This is a genomic window from Meiothermus sp., from assembly GCF_025056915.1.
Classification (GTDB): Bacteria; Deinococcota; Deinococci; order Deinococcales; family Thermaceae; genus Meiothermus.
Window position 1 is genome coordinate 35,624 of sequence record NZ_JANWVH010000004.1, and the last position, 20,930, is coordinate 56,553.

The 20,930-nt window shown below is 61.5% G+C and carries 23 protein-coding genes; 9 read left to right on the forward strand and 14 right to left on the reverse strand.

The features are described 5' to 3' along the window. Positions 1-27 precede the first annotated feature (27 nt). Entirely contained in the window at positions 28-267 is a 240-nt protein-coding gene (locus NZN28_RS01425) for a DUF1653 domain-containing protein (RefSeq protein ID WP_295394947.1), read from the forward strand. Positions 268-655: 388 nt separating this feature from the next. On the opposite strand, the gene NZN28_RS01430 is transcribed toward NZN28_RS01425, so the two are convergent. The 10 genes from NZN28_RS01430 to NZN28_RS01475 all read right to left on the reverse strand — a co-directional run bounded on the left by NZN28_RS01430 (position 656) and on the right by NZN28_RS01475 (position 9,397). Then, the gene (locus tag NZN28_RS01430; protein WP_295394949.1) at positions 656-1,441 is read right to left on the reverse strand and encodes an SDR family oxidoreductase; all 786 of its coding nucleotides are present in this window, start codon (positions 1,439-1,441) and stop codon (positions 656-658) included. A gap of 64 nt (positions 1,442-1,505) precedes the next feature. Then, positions 1,506-1,979, reverse strand: a complete 474-nt coding sequence (locus NZN28_RS01435) for a GNAT family N-acetyltransferase (protein WP_295394951.1) — start codon at positions 1,977-1,979, stop codon at positions 1,506-1,508. 762 nt (positions 1,980-2,741) lie between these two features. Continuing rightward, positions 2,742-2,969, reverse strand: a complete 228-nt coding sequence (locus NZN28_RS01440; protein ID WP_208015512.1) for a cold-shock protein — start codon at positions 2,967-2,969, stop codon at positions 2,742-2,744. A gap of 370 nt (positions 2,970-3,339) precedes the next feature. Next, a complete protein-coding gene (gene acpP, locus NZN28_RS01445) occupies positions 3,340-3,573 on the reverse strand; it encodes an acyl carrier protein (protein ID WP_119341717.1) in 234 nt (77 codons plus the stop codon). Positions 3,574-3,666: 93 nt separating this feature from the next. Next, a complete protein-coding gene (fabG, locus tag NZN28_RS01450) occupies positions 3,667-4,404 on the reverse strand; it encodes a 3-oxoacyl-[acyl-carrier-protein] reductase (protein WP_295394956.1) in 738 nt (245 codons plus the stop codon). Between the two features lie 82 nt (positions 4,405-4,486). After that, positions 4,487-5,407, reverse strand: a complete 921-nt coding sequence (gene fabD, locus NZN28_RS01455; RefSeq protein ID WP_295394957.1) for an ACP S-malonyltransferase — start codon at positions 5,405-5,407, stop codon at positions 4,487-4,489. An 81-nt stretch (positions 5,408-5,488) separates the two neighbouring features. Beyond that, positions 5,489-6,466 (reverse strand): beta-ketoacyl-ACP synthase III, encoded by a 978-nt coding sequence (locus NZN28_RS01460; RefSeq protein ID WP_295394959.1) that lies wholly within the window; start codon positions 6,464-6,466, stop codon positions 5,489-5,491. A gap of 258 nt (positions 6,467-6,724) precedes the next feature. Continuing rightward, positions 6,725-6,916 (reverse strand): 50S ribosomal protein L32, encoded by a 192-nt coding sequence (gene rpmF / locus NZN28_RS01465; protein ID WP_295394960.1) that lies wholly within the window; start codon positions 6,914-6,916, stop codon positions 6,725-6,727. Positions 6,917-7,002: 86 nt separating this feature from the next. After that, entirely contained in the window at positions 7,003-7,764 is a 762-nt protein-coding gene (locus NZN28_RS01470) for an SAM-dependent chlorinase/fluorinase (RefSeq protein WP_295394962.1), read from the reverse strand. Between the two features lie 136 nt (positions 7,765-7,900). After that, a complete protein-coding gene (locus NZN28_RS01475; protein WP_295394963.1) occupies positions 7,901-9,397 on the reverse strand; it encodes a tetratricopeptide repeat protein in 1,497 nt (498 codons plus the stop codon). A 114-nt stretch (positions 9,398-9,511) separates the two neighbouring features. On the opposite strand from NZN28_RS01475, the gene NZN28_RS01480 reads away from it, so the two are divergent. The 4 genes from NZN28_RS01480 (at position 9,512) to queA (ending at position 12,840) form a co-directional block, all read left to right on the forward strand. Continuing rightward, a complete protein-coding gene (locus tag NZN28_RS01480) occupies positions 9,512-10,201 on the forward strand; it encodes a hypothetical protein (RefSeq protein ID WP_295394964.1) in 690 nt (229 codons plus the stop codon). Positions 10,202-10,763: 562 nt separating this feature from the next. After that, on the forward strand, positions 10,764-11,339 hold the full coding sequence (locus tag NZN28_RS01485; RefSeq protein WP_295394966.1) for an NYN domain-containing protein: 576 nt from the start codon (positions 10,764-10,766) through the stop codon (positions 11,337-11,339). Between the two features lie 8 nt (positions 11,340-11,347). Then, positions 11,348-11,830 carry a hypothetical protein gene (locus NZN28_RS01490; protein ID WP_295394968.1) on the forward strand — a complete coding sequence of 161 codons (483 nt, stop codon included), beginning with the start codon at positions 11,348-11,350 and terminating at the stop codon, positions 11,828-11,830. Then, on the forward strand, positions 11,827-12,840 hold the full coding sequence (gene queA / locus NZN28_RS01495) for a tRNA preQ1(34) S-adenosylmethionine ribosyltransferase-isomerase QueA (protein WP_295394969.1): 1,014 nt from the start codon (positions 11,827-11,829) through the stop codon (positions 12,838-12,840). Before NZN28_RS01490 ends, queA begins: the two co-directional genes overlap by 4 nt. Before the next feature lie 102 nt (positions 12,841-12,942). Here the strand turns inward: queA and cysE are convergent, their stop codons facing one another. Further along, positions 12,943-13,491 (reverse strand): serine O-acetyltransferase, encoded by a 549-nt coding sequence (gene cysE / locus NZN28_RS01500; protein WP_295394971.1) that lies wholly within the window; start codon positions 13,489-13,491, stop codon positions 12,943-12,945. A 174-nt stretch (positions 13,492-13,665) separates the two neighbouring features. Then, positions 13,666-14,403, reverse strand: coding sequence for a YebC/PmpR family DNA-binding transcriptional regulator (locus tag NZN28_RS01505; RefSeq protein ID WP_295394973.1), 738 nt, complete (start codon positions 14,401-14,403; stop codon positions 13,666-13,668). A gap of 139 nt (positions 14,404-14,542) precedes the next feature. Between NZN28_RS01505 and fabF the strand changes: the two genes are divergently transcribed. Both fabF and NZN28_RS01515 read left to right on the forward strand, forming a co-directional pair. Then, a complete protein-coding gene (gene fabF, locus NZN28_RS01510) occupies positions 14,543-15,772 on the forward strand; it encodes a beta-ketoacyl-ACP synthase II (RefSeq protein WP_295394974.1) in 1,230 nt (409 codons plus the stop codon). Positions 15,773-16,043: 271 nt separating this feature from the next. Beyond that, on the forward strand, positions 16,044-17,231 hold the full coding sequence (locus tag NZN28_RS01515) for a cysteine desulfurase-like protein (protein WP_295394976.1): 1,188 nt from the start codon (positions 16,044-16,046) through the stop codon (positions 17,229-17,231). Positions 17,232-17,323: 92 nt separating this feature from the next. On the opposite strand, the gene NZN28_RS01520 is transcribed toward NZN28_RS01515, so the two are convergent. Both NZN28_RS01520 and NZN28_RS01525 read right to left on the reverse strand, forming a co-directional pair. Then, complete coding sequence (locus tag NZN28_RS01520; protein ID WP_295394977.1) at positions 17,324-17,632, reverse strand: hypothetical protein; 309 nt, start codon at positions 17,630-17,632, stop codon at positions 17,324-17,326. A 54-nt stretch (positions 17,633-17,686) separates the two neighbouring features. After that, positions 17,687-17,998, reverse strand: coding sequence for a hypothetical protein (locus NZN28_RS01525; protein ID WP_295394978.1), 312 nt, complete (start codon positions 17,996-17,998; stop codon positions 17,687-17,689). Positions 17,999-18,140: 142 nt separating this feature from the next. Between NZN28_RS01525 and NZN28_RS01530 the strand changes: the two genes are divergently transcribed. Beyond that, positions 18,141-19,292 carry a deoxyguanosinetriphosphate triphosphohydrolase gene (locus NZN28_RS01530; RefSeq protein WP_295394980.1) on the forward strand — a complete coding sequence of 384 codons (1,152 nt, stop codon included), beginning with the start codon at positions 18,141-18,143 and terminating at the stop codon, positions 19,290-19,292. Positions 19,293-19,589: 297 nt separating this feature from the next. Continuing rightward, positions 19,590-20,807 (forward strand): PLP-dependent aminotransferase family protein, encoded by a 1,218-nt coding sequence (locus tag NZN28_RS01535; protein ID WP_295394982.1) that lies wholly within the window; start codon positions 19,590-19,592, stop codon positions 20,805-20,807. Positions 20,808-20,930: the final 123 nt, after the last annotated feature.

Genomic DNA, 20,930 nt, shown 5'->3' on the forward strand with positions numbered 1-20,930 from the left:
GGCAGATTTAGCGAAGCGAGGCCCAGGATGCAGCTCAAACCCGGCCTGTACCAGCACTACAAGGGCAAGCTTTACTGGGTGCATGGCCTGGCCCGGCATTCCGAAACCGAGGAGTGGTATGTGGTCTACGAAACCCGCTACGGCACCGAGCCCGAAACCCTGTGGGTGCGCCCGCTCAGCATGTTTTTAGAGGATGTGGAAGTGGACGGCAAACCCGTACCGCGCTTTCGCTACGTGGGGGAAAACCAAAGCCCCAAAGAACAATAACGGACTTGCATCTTTGCCATCATTTATATCGCGCTCTTCACAGACCTCCGCACACGAAAACGAGAAGGGACAAGTGTCTGCGTTGCGTCTGGGCCGAGACGCATGTTTTCGAGTTTCCAGGCGGCCACTGTTCGGTTCAGAACCAGGCTTTCTTGAACTCGAATGGCTTGAAGAGCGCTCTAAATCCCCAAAATGGCCATTCCGAGCGCAGCGAGGAGTCCGGCGTGCTGCGAATGCCCCGCACAGGTCATGCGCTGAGCAGACTCCTCGTCGGCTATGCCTCCCTGGAATGGCTGGGTGATTTTTTGGAGCGAAAACTTTGCCAGACGAAACGGAAAGCGATTCCTGTCCTGCTTCCAGCATCCGCAATTTGCCCGGGCCCATGCCATCACACAAGCCCACGAATGGCCCCACCCTCCACCATAATGGCCTGACCGGTCAAATAGCTGGCCCGGGCCGATAGCAAGAATGCCGCCACATCGGCAATCTCCTGCGGCGAGGCCATCCGACCTGCCGGAATTTGCGCGGTCTGCTGGGCGTAGGCCGCTTCCAGGGGGATGCCCTGGCTCTGGGCACGAAAAGCGAACACCTCCTCGACCCGCTCGGTCAGGGTATAGCCGGGCCCCAGGGTATTGACCGTGATGCCCTGGGCGGCAACCTCCCGAGCAAGGGTTTTGGCATAGCCGGTCAGGGCCGCACGAAGGGTGTTGGACAGGGCCAGGTTTTCGATGGGTTCCCTGACAGCCAGTGAGGTGATGAACAGGATTCGGCCAAAACGCCGCGACTGCATCCCCGGCAGCAGGGCACCGACCAGACCCACCATCGGGTACAGCAACAGCTCGGCGGCAGCCTGGACATCCTGAACCTTCATGTGCTGGGCCGCGCCGGGCCGGGGGCCGCCTGTGTTACCCAGCAGAAGTTCAATCGGCCCCAGGCTCTGGGCCTCCATCACCAGGCGCTCGAGGTCGTGCGGCCTGGTTAAATCGGCCACAATCGCATGGGCTTCTCCCCCATCCTGCTCAATCTGGCGCACCAGCTCGTGCAGTTTCTCCGCGCTGCGCGCTGCAACCACCACTTTGGCGCCTTCCCTCGCCAGGGTGGTGGCAATGGCCCGTCCTATCCCCTGCGAAGCCCCTGTGACCAGCGCAAGTTTGCCAGCGATTCCCAGGTCCATAGCCCCTATTATCGGACGATGTCTCAGATTTGGCGCCCGCAGCAACGAACAGGGTTTGTTCGGGCTACTTCAAGGGCTTCAGGTACCAGCTCAGGGTGGGGCCGCTGTCGCGCAGGTGCTCAAAGCCCACCCGCTCCCAGAAGCGCTTGGCCTGTTCGTTGTGGCCGTACACCACCGCATAAAGCCGCTCCATCCGGCCCCGGAGCAGGGCCTCGAGCTGCTCCACAGCGGCCTTGCCCAGGCCCCGCCCCTGCAAGCTTTCGTCAATGAGCAACAGGCTGATGGTGGCCGAGTGCAAATCGGGGTAGGCCACCTTGTAGTCGAGAAACCCCACCACATGACCTTCGTGCTGCAACAGCACGGCCTGCCGCCGGGTATCGTGGCGCAGGGTCTCGAGCTCGCGTTGAATATCGTTGAGGCTGGGCGTGTCACCCCCAATCAGAGCGATGTAAGTGGGACAGTTCAGGTACAGGCCGTGCACAACAGGGGCCGATTCGGCTGTAACAGGCAGGAAGTCGAGATGCACAGAAACTTTCATAGTTTGCCCTGATTGTATTCGCACTCATGGGATTGGGGTGTAATTTGCAACCCAACTCTTGTGTATATAATCACATATAGACACCGCTCTGGGGGCCTATGTAAGCATAAAGTAGCATCGTTTATGCACATTGTGCACATTTATGCAGGCAGGCAGCGGTTCGGATTGTAAATTTGCCCCAAGCAAGCATCACCACCGGCTTCGGTCGGACAATTTCAGGCGTGAAGGCGTCTTTCGTTCGTGCACAACTTGGGCCTGGGTGATGGGAAAAAGGTAGCGGGTCTGATACCAAATTTACGACGAGGTAACATAAAGCCTCCTGAATCCAAGACCAGAACCAAAGCTATCTGACCCTGGCAAGCTGGACGAGATGCCACTCGGCAGCCAGGCGTTGGGGCTCCAGCCAAGGGTACCCATTGCCTTTAGTGTTCTGCCTGCCCCTTGGAGGTCGTATCGCCCAATTGTGGCTTTAGGCCTCTCTTTCAGGGAGATTTTGGTACTTGTGCTGTCGTTCCGAGGAGCACGCAGTGTGGCGAGAATCTGATACTGCACAGGGGTGGTGAAGGCGGGGGGACGGTAGCGCATACGGATTCCTCGCTGCGCTCAGAATGACACCTTACATAGCTCATTCTGGCTTTAGGTGTCGCTATGAGGGAGACTTGGTATTAGTAGTTCGCAAAGCCTGCCAGCTAAGATGCTGTGCGAATGGGGCAGAGTAAAAAACCCCCGGGTTCCCGGGGGTTTTTGGGTGCAAAGCCCCTGCTAAAAACGCTTGGCTGCTTCGACCACGCTCACATTGGCGGCCTGGGGGCCTTTACCGTTCTTGCCCGGCTCAATCTCGAAGGTGACCACATCGCCCTCGTTCAGGGTGCGGAAGCCACGGGACTGGATGGCGCTGTAGTGTACAAATACGTCCGGCTCTCCTTCTTCACGCTGAATAAAACCATAGCCCTTTTCCGCATTGAACCACTTCACTTTGCCTTTTTGCATACTGCTCCTTACCACGGGCAACCCCTGCTACAGTGTGTAACCCGGCCCAGGACCAAGGCGCTGAACTACCCTACAAATTCCCGCCTGCTCTTCCGGCCACGAAAAAGACAAAATAGCCGTACCTGCAGGCGAGACATCATGGGCCACCTCAGAAAACTCCCAGACGCCTCAAGATAGCACCCCACAGCACTTTGTGTCTACCACACCCGGCCAGAGGGCCCTTTTGATTGGCCCAAGCCCCTATCGCAACCACTTCTGCCTGGCCTGCCTCCCGCCGCATTGGCTCGAGGAGCAACCTCTGGTGGACGATCAAAAACCGGGAGCATGCGCTCCCGGGGTCAGGCGGTGGTTCTTGTGGCTTTTAGGTGCATCAGGCTTGCTTGCTCTGGATGAAGTTGATTGCATCCTGCACGGTGCGAATCTTTTCTGCGTCCTCGTCGGAGATTTCTAGACCGAACTTGTCCTCCAGGCCCATGATGAGCTCAACCGTATCGAGGCTATCAGCGCCCAGGTCTTCGATAAAGCGAGCTTCAGGAACCACCTTGTCTGCATCTACGCCGAGCTTGTCTACGATTACTTCTTTTACGTCGTCCAGGATAGCCATGCTTCAACCTCCATCGGTCAGGGTGGGTACTACCGTGCGGGATTCTACCACATCAAAACCTGCGTCGGGGCTTTGTGCCGTTGGGCTCGAGGTTTAGTGCGGGGTCATCCCGCCGTCCACACACAGGGTCTGGCCGTTTATGTAGGCGGCATCGTCCGAGGCCAGGAAGGCCACCGCCTTGGCGACCTCCTCGGGCCGGCCCAGCCGCCCTGCGGGAATCTGCTTCAGGTACTCGGCCACCACGTTTTCGGGCAGCCCGGCGGTCATGTCCGACTCGATGAACCCAGGCGCCACCGCGTTGACGGTAATGCCCCGGGTAGCATATTCCTTGGCCACCGACCTGGTAAAGCCAATCAGGCCCGCCTTGGCCGCCACATAGTTGGCCTGGCCGGGGTTGCCCAGAATGCCCACCACGCTGCTGATGTTAATCACCCGGCCCCACTTGGCCCGCATCATGAGTTTGATGGCCTCGCGGGTGGTGTGAAAAATGGCGCTCAGGTTGGTGGCAATCACCGTGTCCCAGTCCTCGTCTTTCATGCGGATAAGCAAGGTGTCGCGGGTGATGCCCGCATTGTTGACCAGGACCTCGAGGCCCCCCAGGGCGGCATGGGCATCGGCCACCAGCTTCTGGGCCGCCTGTGGGCTTTTGAGGTCGGCCCCCAGAACCACCACCAAGCTCGCCCCCAGTTCCCTGGCCTCCGCGGCAGTGGCCTCAGCCGCCGCCTGGTTGCCGGCGTAGTGCACGGCCAGGGCGTAACCCCGACGGGCCAGTTCCAGTGCAATCGCTCGCCCTATACCCCTCGATGAACCGGTTACCAGCGCTTTTCGCATCGTTCCTCCAATTCTCAAATCAAGCCCAGGCGGTCGCTGCTCAGGGGCTCGATGTTCCCGCTTCGACCCGGACAGACCTGCCCTAAGCCCGTCCAATCAGGGCCAGGTACTCGGCAATCTCGCCAGGGTTGGTGAGGCTGCGGGCTTCCACCCCTTGCAGGGTGCGCCCGACCAGGCCGGTGAGCACCTTGCCCGAACCAAACTCGAGGTAAACCCTGACCCCTTTCTCCTTCAGATGCTGCAAAATTTCAACCCAGCGCACCGAATGGGTAATCTGCTCCAGCAGCAGCTCCCGAATCATGGCAGGCCGGGCTTCGGGCTGGGCCAGCACATTCGAATAGACCGGAAACCGGGGTGGGTGCAGCTCTACTTGAGAAAGGTCGGCGTGTAAGCGTTCCCGTGCAGGCCGCATCAGCGAGGAGTGAAAGGGGGCCGAAACCGGCAGCGGAATCACCCTGGCTTTGTGGGCCTTCAGTGCCTCGGTGGCCTGGGCCACGCCCTCGGCGGTGCCAGAGATAACGGTCTGCTCGGGGGAGTTGTAGTTGGCAACCTCCACGCCGCTAATGCCGGCGGTTAGCTCCAAAATGGTTTGGGCTGGCACCTTGAGCACCGCCGCCATCGCCCCCACCCCCACCGGCACAGCCTCCTGCATGTACTCGCCGCGCTTGCGCACCAGGCGCAGGCCATCTTCCAGGCTCAGGGTTCCGGCAGCCACGTGGGCCGTCCACTCGCCCAGGCTGTGGCCCGCTGCAAAATCGGGGGGGCTTCCGCCTGCTTCCAGATAGGCTTGAAAAGCCGCATAGCCCACGGCCAGCAGGGCGGGCTGCTGGTTGGCGGTCAGCCTGAGCTGGTCTTCGGGGCCTTCCCACATCAGCCGGAGCAGCCCCGGTAAGGCGGTCTCGGCCCGATCCAGGGCTTCCCGTGCGCTCCGGGAACCTTCATACAAAGCCCTGCCCATGCCCACTTCCTGCGACCCCTGGCCGGGAAACAACGCTGCAATCATGGGTTACCTCCAGCACTCCAGTGCCGTGCGTATCGTACAGGTCTGCTCTGGTGTTTTTTCATTGGCTTTGGGCTTTCCGCTTCAATCCGGCTGCCACCAGGTCAGCACGCTGGCCGCCCAGGTCAGGCCTGCCCCAAAGGTCACGAACAGGATGTGGTCGCCATCGTGGATTTTACCCGCATCCAGGGCCTCCTGAAGCGCGATGGGCATGGAGGCGGTTGACGTATTGCCGTAGCGGTCTACGTTAACCCACACCTGCTCTGGGGGTAACTGCAAGCGCTCGCGGGCCGCCTCGATGATGCGGGCGTTGGCCTGGTGGGGGATCAGGTACTTGATGTCCTCGGGCCGGAGCCCCGCTTTTTCGATGGCCTCGAGGGTTGCGGTGTTCATCACCCGCACCGCGAACTTGAAGACCTCACGCCCGTTCATGTAGGCGTACTGCCCCATGGGGCTGCCGTCGGGTAGTTTGTCGGCAATGCAGCGGAGCATAAGCTCTTTGCCCCCCGAACCATCGGCCCCCAGCACAAACGACTTGAAGCCATAGCCTTCGGGTACCGGGCCTATCACGGCAGCCCCCGCCCCATCCCCAAAGAGCACAGCGGTCGAGCGGTCGGTGTAGTCGAGGATTTTGGAGAGGGTCTCGGAGCCGATGGTCAGCACCTTGCGGGCCAGGCCGCTTTGCACCATGGCGTGGGCCTGGGCAATGGCATAGCCCCAGCCGGGGCAACCCGCCAGGAGATCGTAGGCGCCCGCATTGAGGCCAAAGTGATTTTGCACCAACGCTGCGGTGGCCGGGAACAGGGCATCGGGGGTGTTGGTGGCCACAATGACCAGGTCAACCCCCTCGAGCGCATGCCGCCCGTGTCGGCGGATCAGGTCTTCCACGGCCCGAAACGCCAGGTGCGAGGTGAACTCTCCTTCGGCAGCCAGCCTCCGCTCACGGATACCGGTGCGACTCACAATCCACTCGTCGGAGGTATCCAGAATCTTCTCGAAGTCGTGGTTGGTCATGACCCGCTCGGGGGCATAGGTGCCAAGGGCTAGGATACCGGCGTTCAACGTAACCTCCTAAAACTGCCCGCAACAGGTGGGGCACTCCAACAAAGATAACACCCCCGCCCACTTTGGCGCCGGGAAGTGGCTTGAACCAAGTCCAGATGTTGGTCCACAGGGGCCGTTTCGAGCCGTTCGTCGGATATAGAGTCCGAGAAATGTCGCAAGACGCTTCAGCCTTTGGCCTGGGGCCCTGAGCTCCAGTAGAACAAAAAAAACCCAGACGGAGGCTTTTGCCCATCTGGGTTGCATCAGGGTCAGGGGCTAGGCCTGGACTTCCAGAACCTTTTTCCCGGCGTAATAGCCACAGCTATCGCAAACGGTGTGGGGAGGCACCAGGGCTCCGCAGTTGGCGCACTTGATGAGCGTGGGGGCCGTCAGGGTGGAGACCGCCGCCCGGCGGATGTCCCGGCGGGACTTGGATACTTTCTTCTTGGGTACTGGGTGCTTGGCCATCTCAGGTCACTTCCTTTGGGAATACCAACCCGCAAGGGTTGCTTCCGGCAAACCGCTCTCCAATCTACAGGCTGAAGCGCAAAAGGTCAACCCAGAAGCTCCACCCGGTCTCCCTGCTTGAGGCCGAGCTGTTCTTGGGCATTGCCCAGGTGAACCGCCACCTCGAGCAACCCGGCGCTCCCCACATAGGCCAGGGCGCTGCCAACCGGCACCTCGGCATAATGGGAGGCCGCCGGAATGTGGTGGTAGCGGATTCGTACCGCCTTGCCCCGAATTTGAGCGGGCGTGGCCAACAAGGTGGTGATGGCATTGCCAAAACGGTCAAAGGTGAGAATTTCGCCCAGGGTGCCAAAGTTCAGCTGGATGGGCAGGCGCACGAGCGCCTGTACCGGAAGTTCGGGGCCAAACCGGGGTGGCTCCACCCCCGCCGCCAGATGGGCGGCCACCGGCCCAAACACATCCCGCCCGTGAAAGGTGGCCGACTTGCGGGGCAGGTGGTAGGCCGGGTTCTCGAGCAGGTAGGCTTTCCGCGGGGGGTCTTGCAGGTAGGCCAGGGTCAGAAGCCCGTTGTCTGGGGCCACATAGCAAAGCCGCTCCCCAACGACCAGCACCGCCTTTCGGCTCGAGCCCACCCCAGGGTCCACCACCGCCAGCACCACCGAGTGCCGGGGCAGATAGGGCACCGACTCGTACAGGATGTAGCTGGCCCGGTTCAGGTCGCCGGGGGGCAGGTTGTGGGCCAGGTCGTGCACAACGACACCAGGAGCCGTTTGCCGCATGACCACCTTGACCACCGCAGCGTAGGGGTCGGCCAGACCAAAATCGGAGAGAAAGAAAATTTCCCGCATCTACCCGCAGTCTATCCAAAAAAGCATCGCAGGTCGCGGGCCGGTCGGCCATTGACCATAAACGACCGGCTACAAACCACTCCAAACAGATCTCGCAGATCGCATACCAGAGATGCTATGAGCCCTGGGCCCCACCTCAACTGCCCAACAGCGTGCGCGTCAGGGGCAATTCGGCAATCAAAGCCAGCACCAGCCCGGCCAGCACCCAGGCCGTAGCCCCGGCCAAAGCCCCCTTAGTACGCAGATATAGCCAGCCCAAAAACACACTGGCCATCAGGAAAAAGACCGTAGGGCCGGGAATGGCCAGGGCGAACAGCACCGGAATCATGAAGGCGCTCAGCTCTTTGTAGCGCTCCTTGAAGACCGGATACCCCACCCCGCGAAGCACCAGTTCCAGCAAGGCCAGCCCGAAAAAGATGGGATACATGGTGCCCAGTCCGCTCAGTCCCAGGGGTTTGGCAATGTAGGCATACACAGCCAGCAAAGCCAGCAAGACCAGCCCTGCCCAGGTGCCCTCCACCCAGCTCGAGCGCGGCCCCAAAGCGTTCTGCATTCCTTCACGACCGACATTGTAATAGGCCACCAGCAGCGCAAAAGCCCCCAGCAAGAAGTAAAACACCGGGCGCACCACCTGGCCCTGAAAGGGGGTGAACAGCGCCAGCAGGTTCTGATAGAGAAGCTGGCCAATGCCCACGGCGGCCAGCCCAGCCAGCATCAGCGCCAGCAGCATCCAAAGATGGATGGAACCAGGTCCAAAGCGCCGCTCGTTCCCCATCTCCACCGTACGCATGGGCTCGATCCGGCTCTCCCCATAAAGCACCAGCCCCAGGTAGATCAAAAACACCACCAGCCAGGGCCAGACCTTACCCAGCAGGCTGCTGGGCAGACTCATCCTCGAGGACAGCTGCCGCAAGACCAGCGAGCCCTTGTCGAACTCGCCCAGCCCGTAGTAGACCATTGCGAGCAGGCCCAGGGTGCGGGTGTAATCGCCCTCGAGGGGGCCCAGCCGGGGCAACACCTCCTCGAGGGCCTCTGCTGCTCGGCGGGTGTCGCCCGATAGCCATATCAAACGGGCCCTGGCCAGCTGCTCCTTGGGGCTGCTCCCCAGCAAATCCAGGGCCTCTTGAGGGCGGCCCAACCGTTCCGCCAGCCGGGCTGCGCCCAGCCGGGCTTCCTCAGAAGCAGTCACCCGGCGGAAGGTCGCATAGGCCTCTTCGTAACGACCCAGGGCTTCGTTGATCTGGGCCCGCAGCAAGACCGCCTCCGTGTTGAGCCCCCCGGGCAAGCGGGCCAGGGCATCCGCCGGACGGCCCTGCAAAAGCAGAAAACGCGCATCCAGCAGGGCCACCTCGGGGTCTTGCGGACTGAGCCGGGTCATCTGCTGAAGGAAGGGCTGGGCCGCAGCGGGATTGTTTTCCTCCAGGTATATCCGCCCGAGCAGCTTAATGCTGGGCAGGTGGTTGGGGTCGGCGACCAGCGCAAGCTGGCAGGTGGCCCGGGCGCTGTCCCGTACTCCCTGGTCGTAGAGGGCCTTGCACTGCGTATAGTAGCCTTCCGCGCCCAGCTGAGCTGAGGCCGTAAACGCAAACAGGGCGATTCCAACAGCAAAAGGAACCGCTCGTAACGTTATCATGGGGGTAGTGTAACACGCCAGCTTAAATTTCCTGCCCGTAGATGCACATCCTGTACAATCCATGCCGTACAGAGGTCTGCTCACAAGCCCCATAGTGACCTCAGGAGGAACGGTATGAAGAGTCTGGTGCTATCGCTCGTACTGCTGCTGCCTCTGGGCCTGGCCCAAAGCGCAACGGCGGTGGAAAAGCTGGTGGATGAGGGCAAGTTCCAGGAAGCCTACGAAGCAGGCTTGCGCCTGGGCAATGCGGAAGGTTTCATTCTGGCGGCCAAAGCAGCCAGCTATTTTGCAGGGTATCAGGCCAGGGAAAGCGAAAAAGCCGACTGGTTTGGCCGGGCCGAAGCCGCCGCCCGCCGGGCCATTCAAGCCGATGGCGACAACCCCGACGCCTATTTCGAACTGGCCCGCGCCCAGGGCCGCCTTTCCCAGTATCGGGGCATACTGGAAAGCCTGGGGCTGGCCAGCGGAATCAAGGAAAACCTGGACAAAACCCTCCGGCTGAACCCCCGGCACGCCGGAGCCAAAGTTGCGCTGGCCCTGTGGCATCACTCGCTCATCTCCAAAAATGTGGGCTGGCTGTATGGGGCCAACGGCAACCTGATTATGCCGCTATTCAACGAGGCCATTCAGCTCGAGCCCCAGACCATCATCCACAAGGTCGAGCTGGCCGGGGTACTGGCCGCCCAGGGCAAAAAAGACGATGCCCGCAAGCAGTACGAGGCCGCTCTGGCCATTGCCCCCAAAACCGCCGCCGACCGCTTTGACCAGGAGCGGGCCCGCCGCGAAATGGCCGCTCTTCGCTAAGCCAGGCCCCATACCCCCGGCTACCGCAAAAGCGCAGGGGGCCTCACCAAAAGTAAAGAGCCGGGGCGATGCGATTTCACCGGGGGAAAGGGCTGGCGTCGTCGGTTGGCCGTCTCGAGGCCAAAAGCTTCACCCGCGCAGCAAGGGTCATCTTAGAGCGCTCTTCAAGCCATTCGAGTTCGAGAAAGCCTGGTTCTGAACAGAACAGTGGCCGCCGGGAAACTCGAACACATGCGTCTCGGCCCAGACCCAACGCAGACACTTGTCCCTTCTCGTTTTCGTGGTCGGCCACGTCTGTGAAGAGCGCGATAATCCAGAGCGAAACTCCGCCCATCCCAGCGAGGTATTCGCCGACGAAGAACACGAATGCCACACGCGGCAGGTCAACCATGCCAGCCGGGGCCTTGCTGGGCCCGGAATGCCCGTTTTGAGCGGGTTTATTTGGGCCGCTGGCTGGGTTTGATGCAAGGCGGCCTGGCCACCTCCCCTGGCATGGCGGTCTGGTACAATTGCAGTGGGCTTGGCCCAGCTTTTGCAGATTCTCTTTTCAAAAGGAGCTTTGATGAACGACCCTTTTGGCCGTGTACCTGGCTGGAGCCCGAATCAGCGTGTGGGCCTGTTTGTGGACACCCAAAACCTCTACCACTCCGCCCGCGACTACTATGGGCAGAACGTCAACTTCGAGAGCCTGATGCGTTTTGCCATCGGCAACCGCCAACTGGTGCGGGCTACGGCCTACGTAGTCGAACGCGAAAACGACACCTCGGCCTGGCCCTTCATCTACAAGCTTTCCACCATCGGCTTTCGGGTGCGCCGCATGAACCTGACCCTCAAGGAAACCACCGACGAGGGCCGGCCCATCTACGAAGGCAACTGGGATATGGGCATCGCCGCCGACATGGTGCGCCTCATGCACACCCTGGATGTGGTGGTGCTGGGCAGCGGCGACGGCGACTTTGTGGACATTGTGGAAGTGCTGATGGAGCGGGGCATCCGGGTCGAGGTGATTGCCTTCAAGGAGACCACCTCGCAAAAGCTGATTGATGCGGTAGACCGCTTTATTCACCTGCCCGAAATCGAGAACGCCTTTGTGCCCAGCAAGGAGCGGGAGCGAACGTTGATTCCGAAAGCCGAGTAGTTTTTTGTATGAACATTGAGCTGGCAGCTCTTCTAATTTCGGTTCTTGCTCTCCTCTTTTCCCTGTGGAGCTGGCGAAAGGGTTTTGACGCTCAAAATAGTGGGAATCGAATTCAGGAGAAACTCGCTTCGCTTCAAGCGCGATTGGTTAACCTGGAGGAAACCAAGTATCAACAGCAACGTGCTGAAGCCCTGAAAGCTCGAGTGGTCGTCGAGGTGGTTAGGGAGCCTCCCAATGGGTACACAATTTTGCTCAGAAACACTGGTTCATCTGCCGCAAGAAACCTCCAAGTGCATTTAGACGATAAGCCTTACAATCAACATCCGCACATAGGGAATCAAAATTTGCCGAGCCTGCTTAATGCAAATAGCACAGCATCCATTAAGTATTTTGACGCATTTGACTTCGCTCCGCCCAGGACAATCCGCGTAACCTGGGTCAATGAAAACGGCGAGCAAGACGTTTACGAAGCCGCACTGCAAATCCCATGACCCTCGAGGACTTCGACTACCACCTACCCCCCGAACTCATCGCCCAGAGCGGCGCAGAGCCCCGCGACGCCTCGCGTTTGATGGTGGTTCACCGTGGCAGCGGCCAGATAGAGCACCGGGTTTTCCGCGACCTGCCCGACTACCTGCGGGCAGGTGATGTTCTGGTTCTGAACGAGAGCAAGGTGATTCCGGCCCGAACCTTTGCCACCAACCCCCACGGAACATTGCTCGAGGTCTTGCTGGTGCGGGAGCTGAAAACAGGGCCCAACCCCTTGTGGGAGGCCATGCTCAAGCCCGCGCGGCGAGCCAAAGTGGGGTCGGTGCTGACCTTTGCCGATGGCCTGCAGGCCAGGGTGGAAGCCGTGGAAGAAGATGGCACCCGGCTGCTGCGCTTTGGGGGGAGTGTGTGGGAACACCTGGAAAACATCGGCAAGACCCCCCTTCCCCCTTACATTCACGCCGCAGTAGACCCCGCCCGCTACCAGACCGTTTATGCCAAAACCCCCGGCTCGGTGGCCGCGCCGACCGCCGGGCTGCACTTCACGCCGGAACTCCTGGAGAGGATTCGAAGCCTGGGGGTGGAAGTCTGCTACATCACGCTGCACGTGGGGCCCGGCACCTTCAAGCCGGTGCAGGGCGACCCCGAAAGGCACCACATGCACCTGGAACCCTTCGAGGTTTCCCTGCAAACCGCCCAGGCCATCAACAATGCCAAAGCCGAGGGGCGACGTATTGTGGCCGTAGGGACGACGGTGGTACGAACCCTCGAGACCGCCTGGAACGGTACGCAAGTTGGCGCCGGCGCAGGCGAGACCCAGCTTTTCATCCGTCCGGGCTTTCAGTACCGGGTGGTGGATGCCCTCATCACCAACTTCCACCTGCCCAAGTCCACCCTGCTGATGCTGGTCTCGGCCTTTATGGGGCACGAACTCATGCGACGGGCCTACCAGACCGCTGTCGCGGAGCGCTACCGGTTTTATAGCCTGGGAGACGCGATGTTGATTCTGTAGGGGGCCGGGATAAGGGCCCAGGGTTCAGGGTTGCGGGGATTTACAAACCGTTTACGACGCAGGTCAGTCCAGTTCTCGCAGCCCGCATCCCCCGAGCTCAAACTAGGCTTCGACAGGCTCGAGCTTGGCTTCTCGAACAATGATTTGCGCCGGGTTGCCAACAGCGGTAGCGCCCGGAGGTACCGGTTTGGTCACCACCGCCCCGGCCCCCACCTTGGCCCCATCCCCCACCGTGATAGGCCCCAAGACCACCGCATGTGCGCCCAGCAAAACCCGGTTGCCAATGGTGGGGTGACGCTTGTCACGGCTGAAGCCGGTGCCCCCCAAGGTCACGCCGTGGTACATCATCACATCGTCGCCCACCTCGGCGGTCTCGCCGATCACGATCCCCATCCCATGGTCAATCACCACCCGGCGGCCAATCCGGGCGCCGGGGTGAATCTCGACCCCCGTGAGCATGCGGGTTAGGTGGGCCAGAACGCGGGCTAGAAATTTGAAATTGGCCTTCCAGAGCCGGTGGTTGAGCCGGTGCATCCACAAAGCGTGCATGCCGGGGCTAAAGAGAATGGCCTCCAGCGCACCCCGGGCCGCCGGGTCTCGCTCGAGCACCGCCTGCACATCTTCCTTAAACCGTTCGACCAGACGTCTCATCCCTCAGCCCTGGCTGGGTCAGCCAGCCTGCCCTCCAACGCTACCAGCGTAGCCTGCCGGTTCGGCAGAAGCTGTGAGCGTGCTGCCTATTGCAGATACCTTCAGGCCCAATAAGCTTCGCACCGGTACACCCCGCATGGTCAGGACGGCTGAAACAGGCGTTCGTGCCCACCGCTAAGCGCCAATGGACACGTTCTCGAGGTTCAGGTTGGTGTACACGTTCTGTACGTCGTCCAGTTCTTCCAGGGCCTCCACCATCCGCAGCACTTTCTCCGCTTCTTCCTGGCTCAGGCTAATGGTGTTTTGGGGCACCATGGTGATTTCGGTGTCCTCCGGCTTGAAGCCTTTGGCCTTGAGGGCGTTGGCCACAGCGTACACCTCGTGGGGGTCGGTGTAAACCTCCAGACCCTCTTCGCTTTCCTGCAAATCCAGCGCCCCGGCCTCGATGGCCGCTTCCTGGGCAGCTTCGGTGTTGGGCTCAATCCAGATGTAACCCCGGCGGTCGAACTGCCAGGAGACCGACCCCGTAGCCCCCAGGCTGCCCCCGTGTTTGTTGAAGATGTGGCGCACCTCTGAGGCCGTGCGGTTGCGGTTATCCGAAAGGGCGTTCACGATAATCGCCACCCCCCCCGGCGCATACCCCTCGTAGACCACTTCCTCATACTGGCTGCCCTCGTCGTCGCCCCCCGACAGGCGTTTCAACAGCCGTTCGATGTTGTCGTTGGGAACGTCGGCATCCCTGGCAGCTTCAATCAGGTTGCGCAGGTTTACGTTGGCGGCGGGGTCGGCGCTGCCCCCGGCCCGCGCAGCCGCCGCAATGAGGCGCAGGTACTTGCTAACGATTTTGCCTTTTTTGAGGTCGTTGGCAGCTTTTTTTCGCTTAATTTGTGCCCATTTGCTATGACCGGCCATAAATCACCGTTCCTTAGTATACGAGAGACAAAGAAAGGCCTTGTTGACCAGCCTCAGTCCCCGGCCCACCCCCGATCCAGACAGCTATTTTTTTCGCTTGGACTCAGACCAAGCCCTGCCGTGCACTATAATGGCCCACATGCGTCGTGTTGTTGTTACGGGCCTGGGCCCTGTAGCCCCCAACGGCATAGGAGCCGAAGCCTTTCACAAGGCCCAGCTTGCTGGGAAATCGGGCATCCGGCGAATCACCCAGTTCGATGCCTCGAGCTACCCTGTTCAGATTGCGGGTGAGGTCGAGATTAACCCCGAAGAGTACATTGACAAGCGGGAGCTGCGTCGCCTCGACCGCTTCACCCAGCTGGCCCTGATTGCCGGGCATCTGGCCTTGCAGGATTCGGGGTTAGAACTCGAAAAAGAAGACCGTACCCGTATCGGCACCCTGATTGGCACCGGCATCGGGGGCATGATTACCTGGCAGGAGCAGAGCAAGGTGCTCTTCGAGAAGGGCGGCACCCGGCTCTCCCCGTTCTTCATCCCCATGATGATTGCCAACATGGCCTCGGGCCAGCTGGCCATGAAGTATGGCCTGATGGGGCCTTCCTCCACGGTCGTCACCGCCTGCGCCACGGGTTCAGATGCGATTGGCAACGCCTTTCGGGTCATTCAACTCGGCGAGGCCGATGTGATGCTCACCGGCGGCACCGAGGCCGTAGTGACCGAGATGGCCATCGGCAGCTTTGGGGTGATGCGGGCGCTCTCCACCCGCAACCACGAACCCGAGAAGGCCAGCCGCCCTTTCAGCAAAAGCCGCGATGGGTTCGTGCTCTCTGAAGGGGCGGCGGTCTTGGTGCTGGAAGAGTACGAGCGGGCCAAAGCCCGGGGCGCCAAAATCTATGCCGAGCTGGTGGGTTTTGGCCGCAGCGCCGATGCCCACCACATCACCGAACCGCACCCCGAGGGCGCTGGTGCAGCCCTGGCCATGCGAGCGGCTTTGAAGGACGCCCAAATTAGCCCCGAACAAGTGGGCTACATCAACGCCCACGGCACCTCCACACCGGTAGGCGACAGGGCCGAGACCCTGGCCATCAAGAAGGTCTTTGGTGAGCATGCCTACAGGCTTTCGGTCTCGTCTACCAAGAGCATGATTGGGCACTTGCTGGGTGCGGCAGGGGCCATCGAAGCCATTGCCAGCGTTCAGGCCCTGGTCAGCGGCGTTCTGCCACCGACCATCAACCTCGAGGACCCCGACCCCGAGCTCGACCTGGATTATGTACCCAATACCCCGAAGGAAAAACCGGTGGAGTATGCCCTCTCCAACTCTTTTGCCTTTGGGGGCATGAATGCCACGCTGCTGTTCAAGCGGGTTTGACGCTATTCTTCAACGCCTTTGAAGGAGTATTGCTTGCAAACCGCCGTTTGGACTCACTTCAGGCGTTCAAAAAACTCCAAAGCATGCACAGGCTGAGCGGGGGGGTTGGAGGCCGGGAGTGGGCAGGGAGCCCCCCAACCCCTGCACGCTCTGATAGCGCACCTACAGCTTGCGAAGTGTTCGAGCCAATGTGCATTAACCACTTGATGAGGCGAAGCGGGTTCCACTGGCCTTTTTTGGGGCTGCAAGGCAACACCCGTTAGAATCAGTCATGCCGGTTCAAACCCACTTCCCCGCCCTGGCCAGCGGCTTCAGCTTCCTCGATAACGCTGCGGGGGCGCAGGTGCCCCGGCAGTGCATCGAGGGCATCGCCGGGTTTCTTTCGACCTCGAGCTGCAATGTGGGCATGCCCTACCCAGGCTCCCAGGCCGCTACCTGGGTGCGCGAGCAGGCCCGCCAGGAGACCGCCGCCTTTTTCAACTGCAAGCCGGGCGAGGTGGCCATTGGGCCAAGCGCCACCGCCCTGACCTTCATTCTCTCGAGGGCTTTTGCAAGGCTCTTTGGCGAGGGCGACGAAGTGGTAATTTCGGAGCTCGAGCACGAGGCCAACGCCTCCCCCTGGCGCAACCTGCAAGAAAAGGGGGTACAGGTCAGGGTCTGGAAAGCCCGCTGGGCCGAAGGTGGCAGGCTGGAACCCGCCGACCTGCGGGCCCTGGTCTCGCCCAGAACGCGGCTGGTGGCCCTCACTTCGGCGGCCAACTCGCTGGGCACCACCCCGGACGTGGCCGCCGCCGCCGAGATTGCCCACTCGGTGGGAGCCTGGTGCATTACCGACATGGTGCACTACAGCCCCCACCACCTGCCCGACGTGCAGGCCACCGGGGTGGACATGGCCTTTTTCTCGGCCTATAAGGTGTTTGGGCCGCACCTGGCCTTCCTCTATGTGCGCGAGGAACTGATTGCCCGGTTGCCCACCGACAAGCTCTGGTTCATCCCCGAGGACAGCCTGCTCAAATTTGAGCCCGGCACCAACAACCACGAAGGGCTGGCCGGCTGGCTGGGCACCCTGGCCTACCTGCGGGACGAGTTGGGCGGTGGCAAGCCCGGGCGCGAGGGTTTGCAGGCCGCCTACCGGCGCATTGAGGCGCTCGAGCAACCCCTGGTCGAGCAAGCCCTGCAGCGCCTGCAACAGATTCCGGGCCTGAAACTCTACGGTATGCCCACCCCCAGGGGCCGGGTTGGGACATTTTGCTTCAACCTGGGGGGCCAACCCCCGCTCAGGGTGGCCGAACGCCTGGCCCAGGTAGGGGTGGGGGTGGCCGCGGGGCACTACTACGCCACCATGCCCATGCAAGCCCTGGGCCTGTGGCCCGAGGGGGCCATTCGGGCCTCCATTGCCCACTACACCACCCAGACCGACCTGGACAAGCTCGTGGCCGGATTACAGGGCAGCGACTGACCCATTCTGCTGGATAACGGCAAGTGCGTGCCGCAGGAAGCCAAATGCTTTACACCGGCCAAGCGATTGGAAAGGCATTTCTGTGGGGTGGCTCAGGGGCACAGCGTCCAGACGGTGTCTTTATCCAGCGTCAGCGAGCGGGTGAAGCGCAGATGCCCCGGCTGGCCGGGCTGGGTGCCCTCGGCGCGGAGTTCGTAGCGGCCTTCGCGCAGGCCGGGGAAGAGCCTCGAGCCTCGCACGGTGGCCGTAAACTCGCCGTTGATGTAGAGGAATACGGTCTGGTTGGGGCCGGTGCACTGGTTTTGCACGATGAGGTCAAAGCGCCGCGGGCTGTCGGTCTGGCTGGGTGCACAGGCCCCCAGCACCCACAAAATGGTCGTCCACAATAGAACCCTTTGCATCGAGCCTCTTGATACCTCGAGCCCGTGCAAAATACATGAAAACGCACCACCAAACTACTCGCAAAGCCGCCAGACTTCGTCTTTTTCCAGGCGAATGGTCTTGAAAAGCGAGGGGCTATTGCCCAGCACCGGGGTCGCTTTGAAGTCGGCGCTGCCGGCAGGAACCGAGAGGAAGGTGCGGGGCTCGCCCTGCACCTGGCCCATAATCACGTTGTTGCGGTAGATGTAAACGGTTCGGTAGGTGCCCTGGCAGCGGCTGTTGTCCACCGTGAGGTTGAAGCTGCTCGGACGCAGCACTTGGGGGGCGCAGGCCGCGAGAAAAACGGCCAATCCCAGGGGCAGGATGCATAGGCTCAGTCTCGTCATTGGTTGCAGTATAAAACGCAGCCCGGTTCGTCCCCCCTCCGGCCAAGCCGCATAGTACATCCGGGGGTAGAGCGGCGCGAACACCGCGCTGAGGCCGCACCCGTGTTTGTCTGACCCTGTGGGCCAAGCGTAGACTTAGCACATGTTATTTGAACGCGCCCGCCTCGAGGCCCTCGAGGCCCAGACCCTGGCCCCCTACGCGGTCAAGTCGGGCGAAAGCCGGGGCCGCGAACACCCCGAGCCCGAGTCGCACTACCGCACCCCCTTCCAGAAAGACCGCGACCGGGTCAACCACACCACCGCTTTCCGGCGGCTCCAGTACAAGACCCAGGTGTTTGTGAACTTCGAGGGCGACTACTACCGCACCCGCCTGACCCACACCCTGGAGGTCGCCCAGGTGGCCCGCTCCATCGCCCGGGCCCTGGGGTTGAACCCGGAACTCGCCGAGACCATCGCCTTTGCCCACGACCTCGGTCACCCGCCTTTTGGCCACTCCGGCGAAGCGGTGCTGGATGGGCTGATGCAGGGGCACGGGGGCTTCGACCACAACCAGCAGTCCATGCGCATTGTGACCTACCTCGAGCAGCGCTATCCGGGCTTCAGGGGCCTCAACCTGTGCTGGGAGACCCGCGAGGGCATCATCAAGCACGAGACCCGCTACGACCTGCCCAACGCCGAAGGCTACGAGCCCCACCTGCGCCCCAGCCTCGAGGCCCAGATTGTGAACCTGGCCGACGAGATTGCCTACAACGCCCACGACCTCGACGACGGCCTGCGCGCGGGGCTTTTGCAGCCCGGCCAGCTCTGGGAGGTGGAGCTTTTACGCGACCTGATGGGCGAACTCGGACTCCACCCCGACCGCTTCGACGAGATGGGCCGCCGGGTTTTTGTGCGGGAGCTGCTGGGCCTCATCATCACCGACACCATCCACGCCACCCATGCCCTCTTGCAGCAGCACCAGATTGAAAGCCTCGAGGCTGTCCGCCGCCACCCCGCGCCCCTGGCCGTCTATTCGGAGGCCCTGAGCCAGCAACTTAACCAACTGCGGAACTTTTTGTACGACAACCTATATCGCCACTACTACGTGGTCCGGCAGGTAGGCAAGTCGCGTTTTGTGCTGGAGAAGCTCTTCGAAGCCTACACCCGCGACCCCCATATCCTGCCCCCCCAGGTGCAAAAAGCCGCCGAGACCGAGGGCATCCACCGTGCGGCCTGCGACTACCTCGCCGGCATGACCGACCGCTTTGCCCTCGACGAGTACGCCCGCCTCTTTGAGCCGGAGTTTCATCGCTGAAAGCGTGACCCAGAGCGCTCTGCCCATATTATGAGCCATTCGAGTTCGAGAAAGCCTGGTTCTGAACACAACAGTGGCCGCCTGGATGGGCGGCCACGTCCGTGAAGAGCGCGATAAGGCCAAAAGCCGAGGGCTCAAAGGCTTTCAAAGCACACCGCAAAGCAGTTTTCCCGCCCCTGAAGCTCGACCTGAAGCAGCTTCACTGGCTCGAGCGATGCAACCTTACACCCGCTTTCATTCAACGCATTTGCGGCAGAAACTATACAAAGCGTCATATTTGCAGGGTAGACTGGTGGGGTGAACAACCTCGAAAGCTATTATCAAAGCCGCTTTGCCGCCCGAACCCAGCGCATCCAGGCCTCGACCATCCGGGAAATCCTGAAGCTCACCACCCAGCCCGGTTTCATCAGCTTTGCAGGGGGGCTGCCCGCCGCCGACCTGTTCCCCATCGAGCGCATCGCCGAGGCCACCCAGAAGGTGCTGAGCGAACACGCCGACAAGGCTTTACAGTACAGCACCACCGAAGGCTACCTGCCTTTGCGGGAGTGGATTGCAAGCCGGATGCCCGGCACCAGCGCTGAAAACGTGCAGATTGTCTCGGGCTCGCAGCAGGGGCTCGACCTGATGGGCAAGGTCTTCATTGACCCCGGTTCTAAAATCCTGGTTGAGGCCCCCACTTACCTGGGGGCGCTGAGCGCCTTCAACCCCTATGAGCCTCAGTACATCTCGGTAAGCATGGACGAGGAGGGGCTCCGGCTCGACGAGCTCGAGGCCGCCCTCAAGACCCACCGTTTCCGCTTCATGTATGTGCTGCCCACCTTCCAGAACCCCTCGGGCCGCCTGATGGGCCTGGAGCGCCGCAAGGCCATCGTGGAGCTGGCCCGCCACTACCAGACCCCCATCCTGGAAGACGATGCCTACGCCGAACTCTACTTCAGCGGCGAACCCCTCCCCACCCTCTACGCCCTCGACCAGGCCTTGGGTGGGGGCAACGTGGTCTACCTCTCCACCACCTCCAAAACCCTGGCCCCAGGGCTCAGAGTGGCCTGGGTGGTGGGGCCCAGGCCGGTCATCCAGAAGATTGTGTACGCCAAACAAGGGGCCGACCTGCACTCCCCCACCCTCAACCAGATGCTGGTCTACGAGCTGGTGCGCGAGGGCGACTGGTACCGCGCCCAGATTGAACAGATTCGCCAGACCTACCAGACCCGGCGCACCTGGATGCTGGAGGCCCTGCAAAAGTACATGCCCGAAGACATTGGCTGGATTGTGCCGCAAGGGGGGATGTTCTTCTGGCTCACCGCCCCTCAGGGCCTCGACAGCCTCGAGCTGCTCAAGCAGGCAGTGGAAGAGAAGATGGCCTTCGTGCCGGGCCAGCCCTTCTACGCCGATGGCAGCGGCCAGAACACCCTGCGACTTTCGTACTCGAGCGCTACCCACGAGCAGATTGAGGAAGGCATCAAGCGCCTGGGCCGGGCGGTGCACAAAAGGCTGGGACGGGAGCCGGTGGTGTAGCCTGGGGTTTTTACATCAATTGTCGGGAAGGGAAAGATTTGCCGCCCGATTTGTGCGTGTAATACAATGATGTAAAGTTTGCTGCTCAGGCAGCAGGAGCGCAGCCTCCGGTAGCTGCAAGGG

Coding starts and splice junctions, on each gene's coding strand:
- NZN28_RS01530 (WP_295394980.1), top strand. CDS start 18,141: ATGTTATTTGAACGCGCCCGCCTCGAGGCCCTCGAGGCCCAGACCCTG.
- NZN28_RS01490 (WP_295394968.1), top strand. CDS start 11,348: ATGAACATTGAGCTGGCAGCTCTTCTAATTTCGGTTCTTGCTCTCCTC.
- rpmF (WP_295394960.1), bottom strand. CDS start 6,916: ATGGCCAAGCACCCAGTACCCAAGAAGAAAGTATCCAAGTCCCGCCGG.
- NZN28_RS01440 (WP_208015512.1), bottom strand. CDS start 2,969: ATGCAAAAAGGCAAAGTGAAGTGGTTCAATGCGGAAAAGGGCTATGGT.
- fabG (WP_295394956.1), bottom strand. CDS start 4,404: ATGCGAAAAGCGCTGGTAACCGGTTCATCGAGGGGTATAGGGCGAGCG.
- NZN28_RS01525 (WP_295394978.1), bottom strand. CDS start 17,998: ATGACGAGACTGAGCCTATGCATCCTGCCCCTGGGATTGGCCGTTTTT.
- fabD (WP_295394957.1), bottom strand. CDS start 5,407: ATGATTGCAGCGTTGTTTCCCGGCCAGGGGTCGCAGGAAGTGGGCATG.
- NZN28_RS01425 (WP_295394947.1), top strand. CDS start 28: ATGCAGCTCAAACCCGGCCTGTACCAGCACTACAAGGGCAAGCTTTAC.
- NZN28_RS01515 (WP_295394976.1), top strand. CDS start 16,044: ATGCCGGTTCAAACCCACTTCCCCGCCCTGGCCAGCGGCTTCAGCTTC.
- NZN28_RS01430 (WP_295394949.1), bottom strand. CDS start 1,441: ATGGACCTGGGAATCGCTGGCAAACTTGCGCTGGTCACAGGGGCTTCG.
- NZN28_RS01435 (WP_295394951.1), bottom strand. CDS start 1,979: ATGAAAGTTTCTGTGCATCTCGACTTCCTGCCTGTTACAGCCGAATCG.
- NZN28_RS01505 (WP_295394973.1), bottom strand. CDS start 14,403: ATGGCCGGTCATAGCAAATGGGCACAAATTAAGCGAAAAAAAGCTGCC.
- NZN28_RS01470 (WP_295394962.1), bottom strand. CDS start 7,764: ATGCGGGAAATTTTCTTTCTCTCCGATTTTGGTCTGGCCGACCCCTAC.
- NZN28_RS01485 (WP_295394966.1), top strand. CDS start 10,764: ATGAACGACCCTTTTGGCCGTGTACCTGGCTGGAGCCCGAATCAGCGT.
- NZN28_RS01480 (WP_295394964.1), top strand. CDS start 9,512: ATGAAGAGTCTGGTGCTATCGCTCGTACTGCTGCTGCCTCTGGGCCTG.
- cysE (WP_295394971.1), bottom strand. CDS start 13,491: ATGAGACGTCTGGTCGAACGGTTTAAGGAAGATGTGCAGGCGGTGCTC.
- NZN28_RS01520 (WP_295394977.1), bottom strand. CDS start 17,632: ATGCAAAGGGTTCTATTGTGGACGACCATTTTGTGGGTGCTGGGGGCC.
- fabF (WP_295394974.1), top strand. CDS start 14,543: ATGCGTCGTGTTGTTGTTACGGGCCTGGGCCCTGTAGCCCCCAACGGC.
- acpP (WP_119341717.1), bottom strand. CDS start 3,573: ATGGCTATCCTGGACGACGTAAAAGAAGTAATCGTAGACAAGCTCGGC.
- queA (WP_295394969.1), top strand. CDS start 11,827: ATGACCCTCGAGGACTTCGACTACCACCTACCCCCCGAACTCATCGCC.
- NZN28_RS01475 (WP_295394963.1), bottom strand. CDS start 9,397: ATGATAACGTTACGAGCGGTTCCTTTTGCTGTTGGAATCGCCCTGTTT.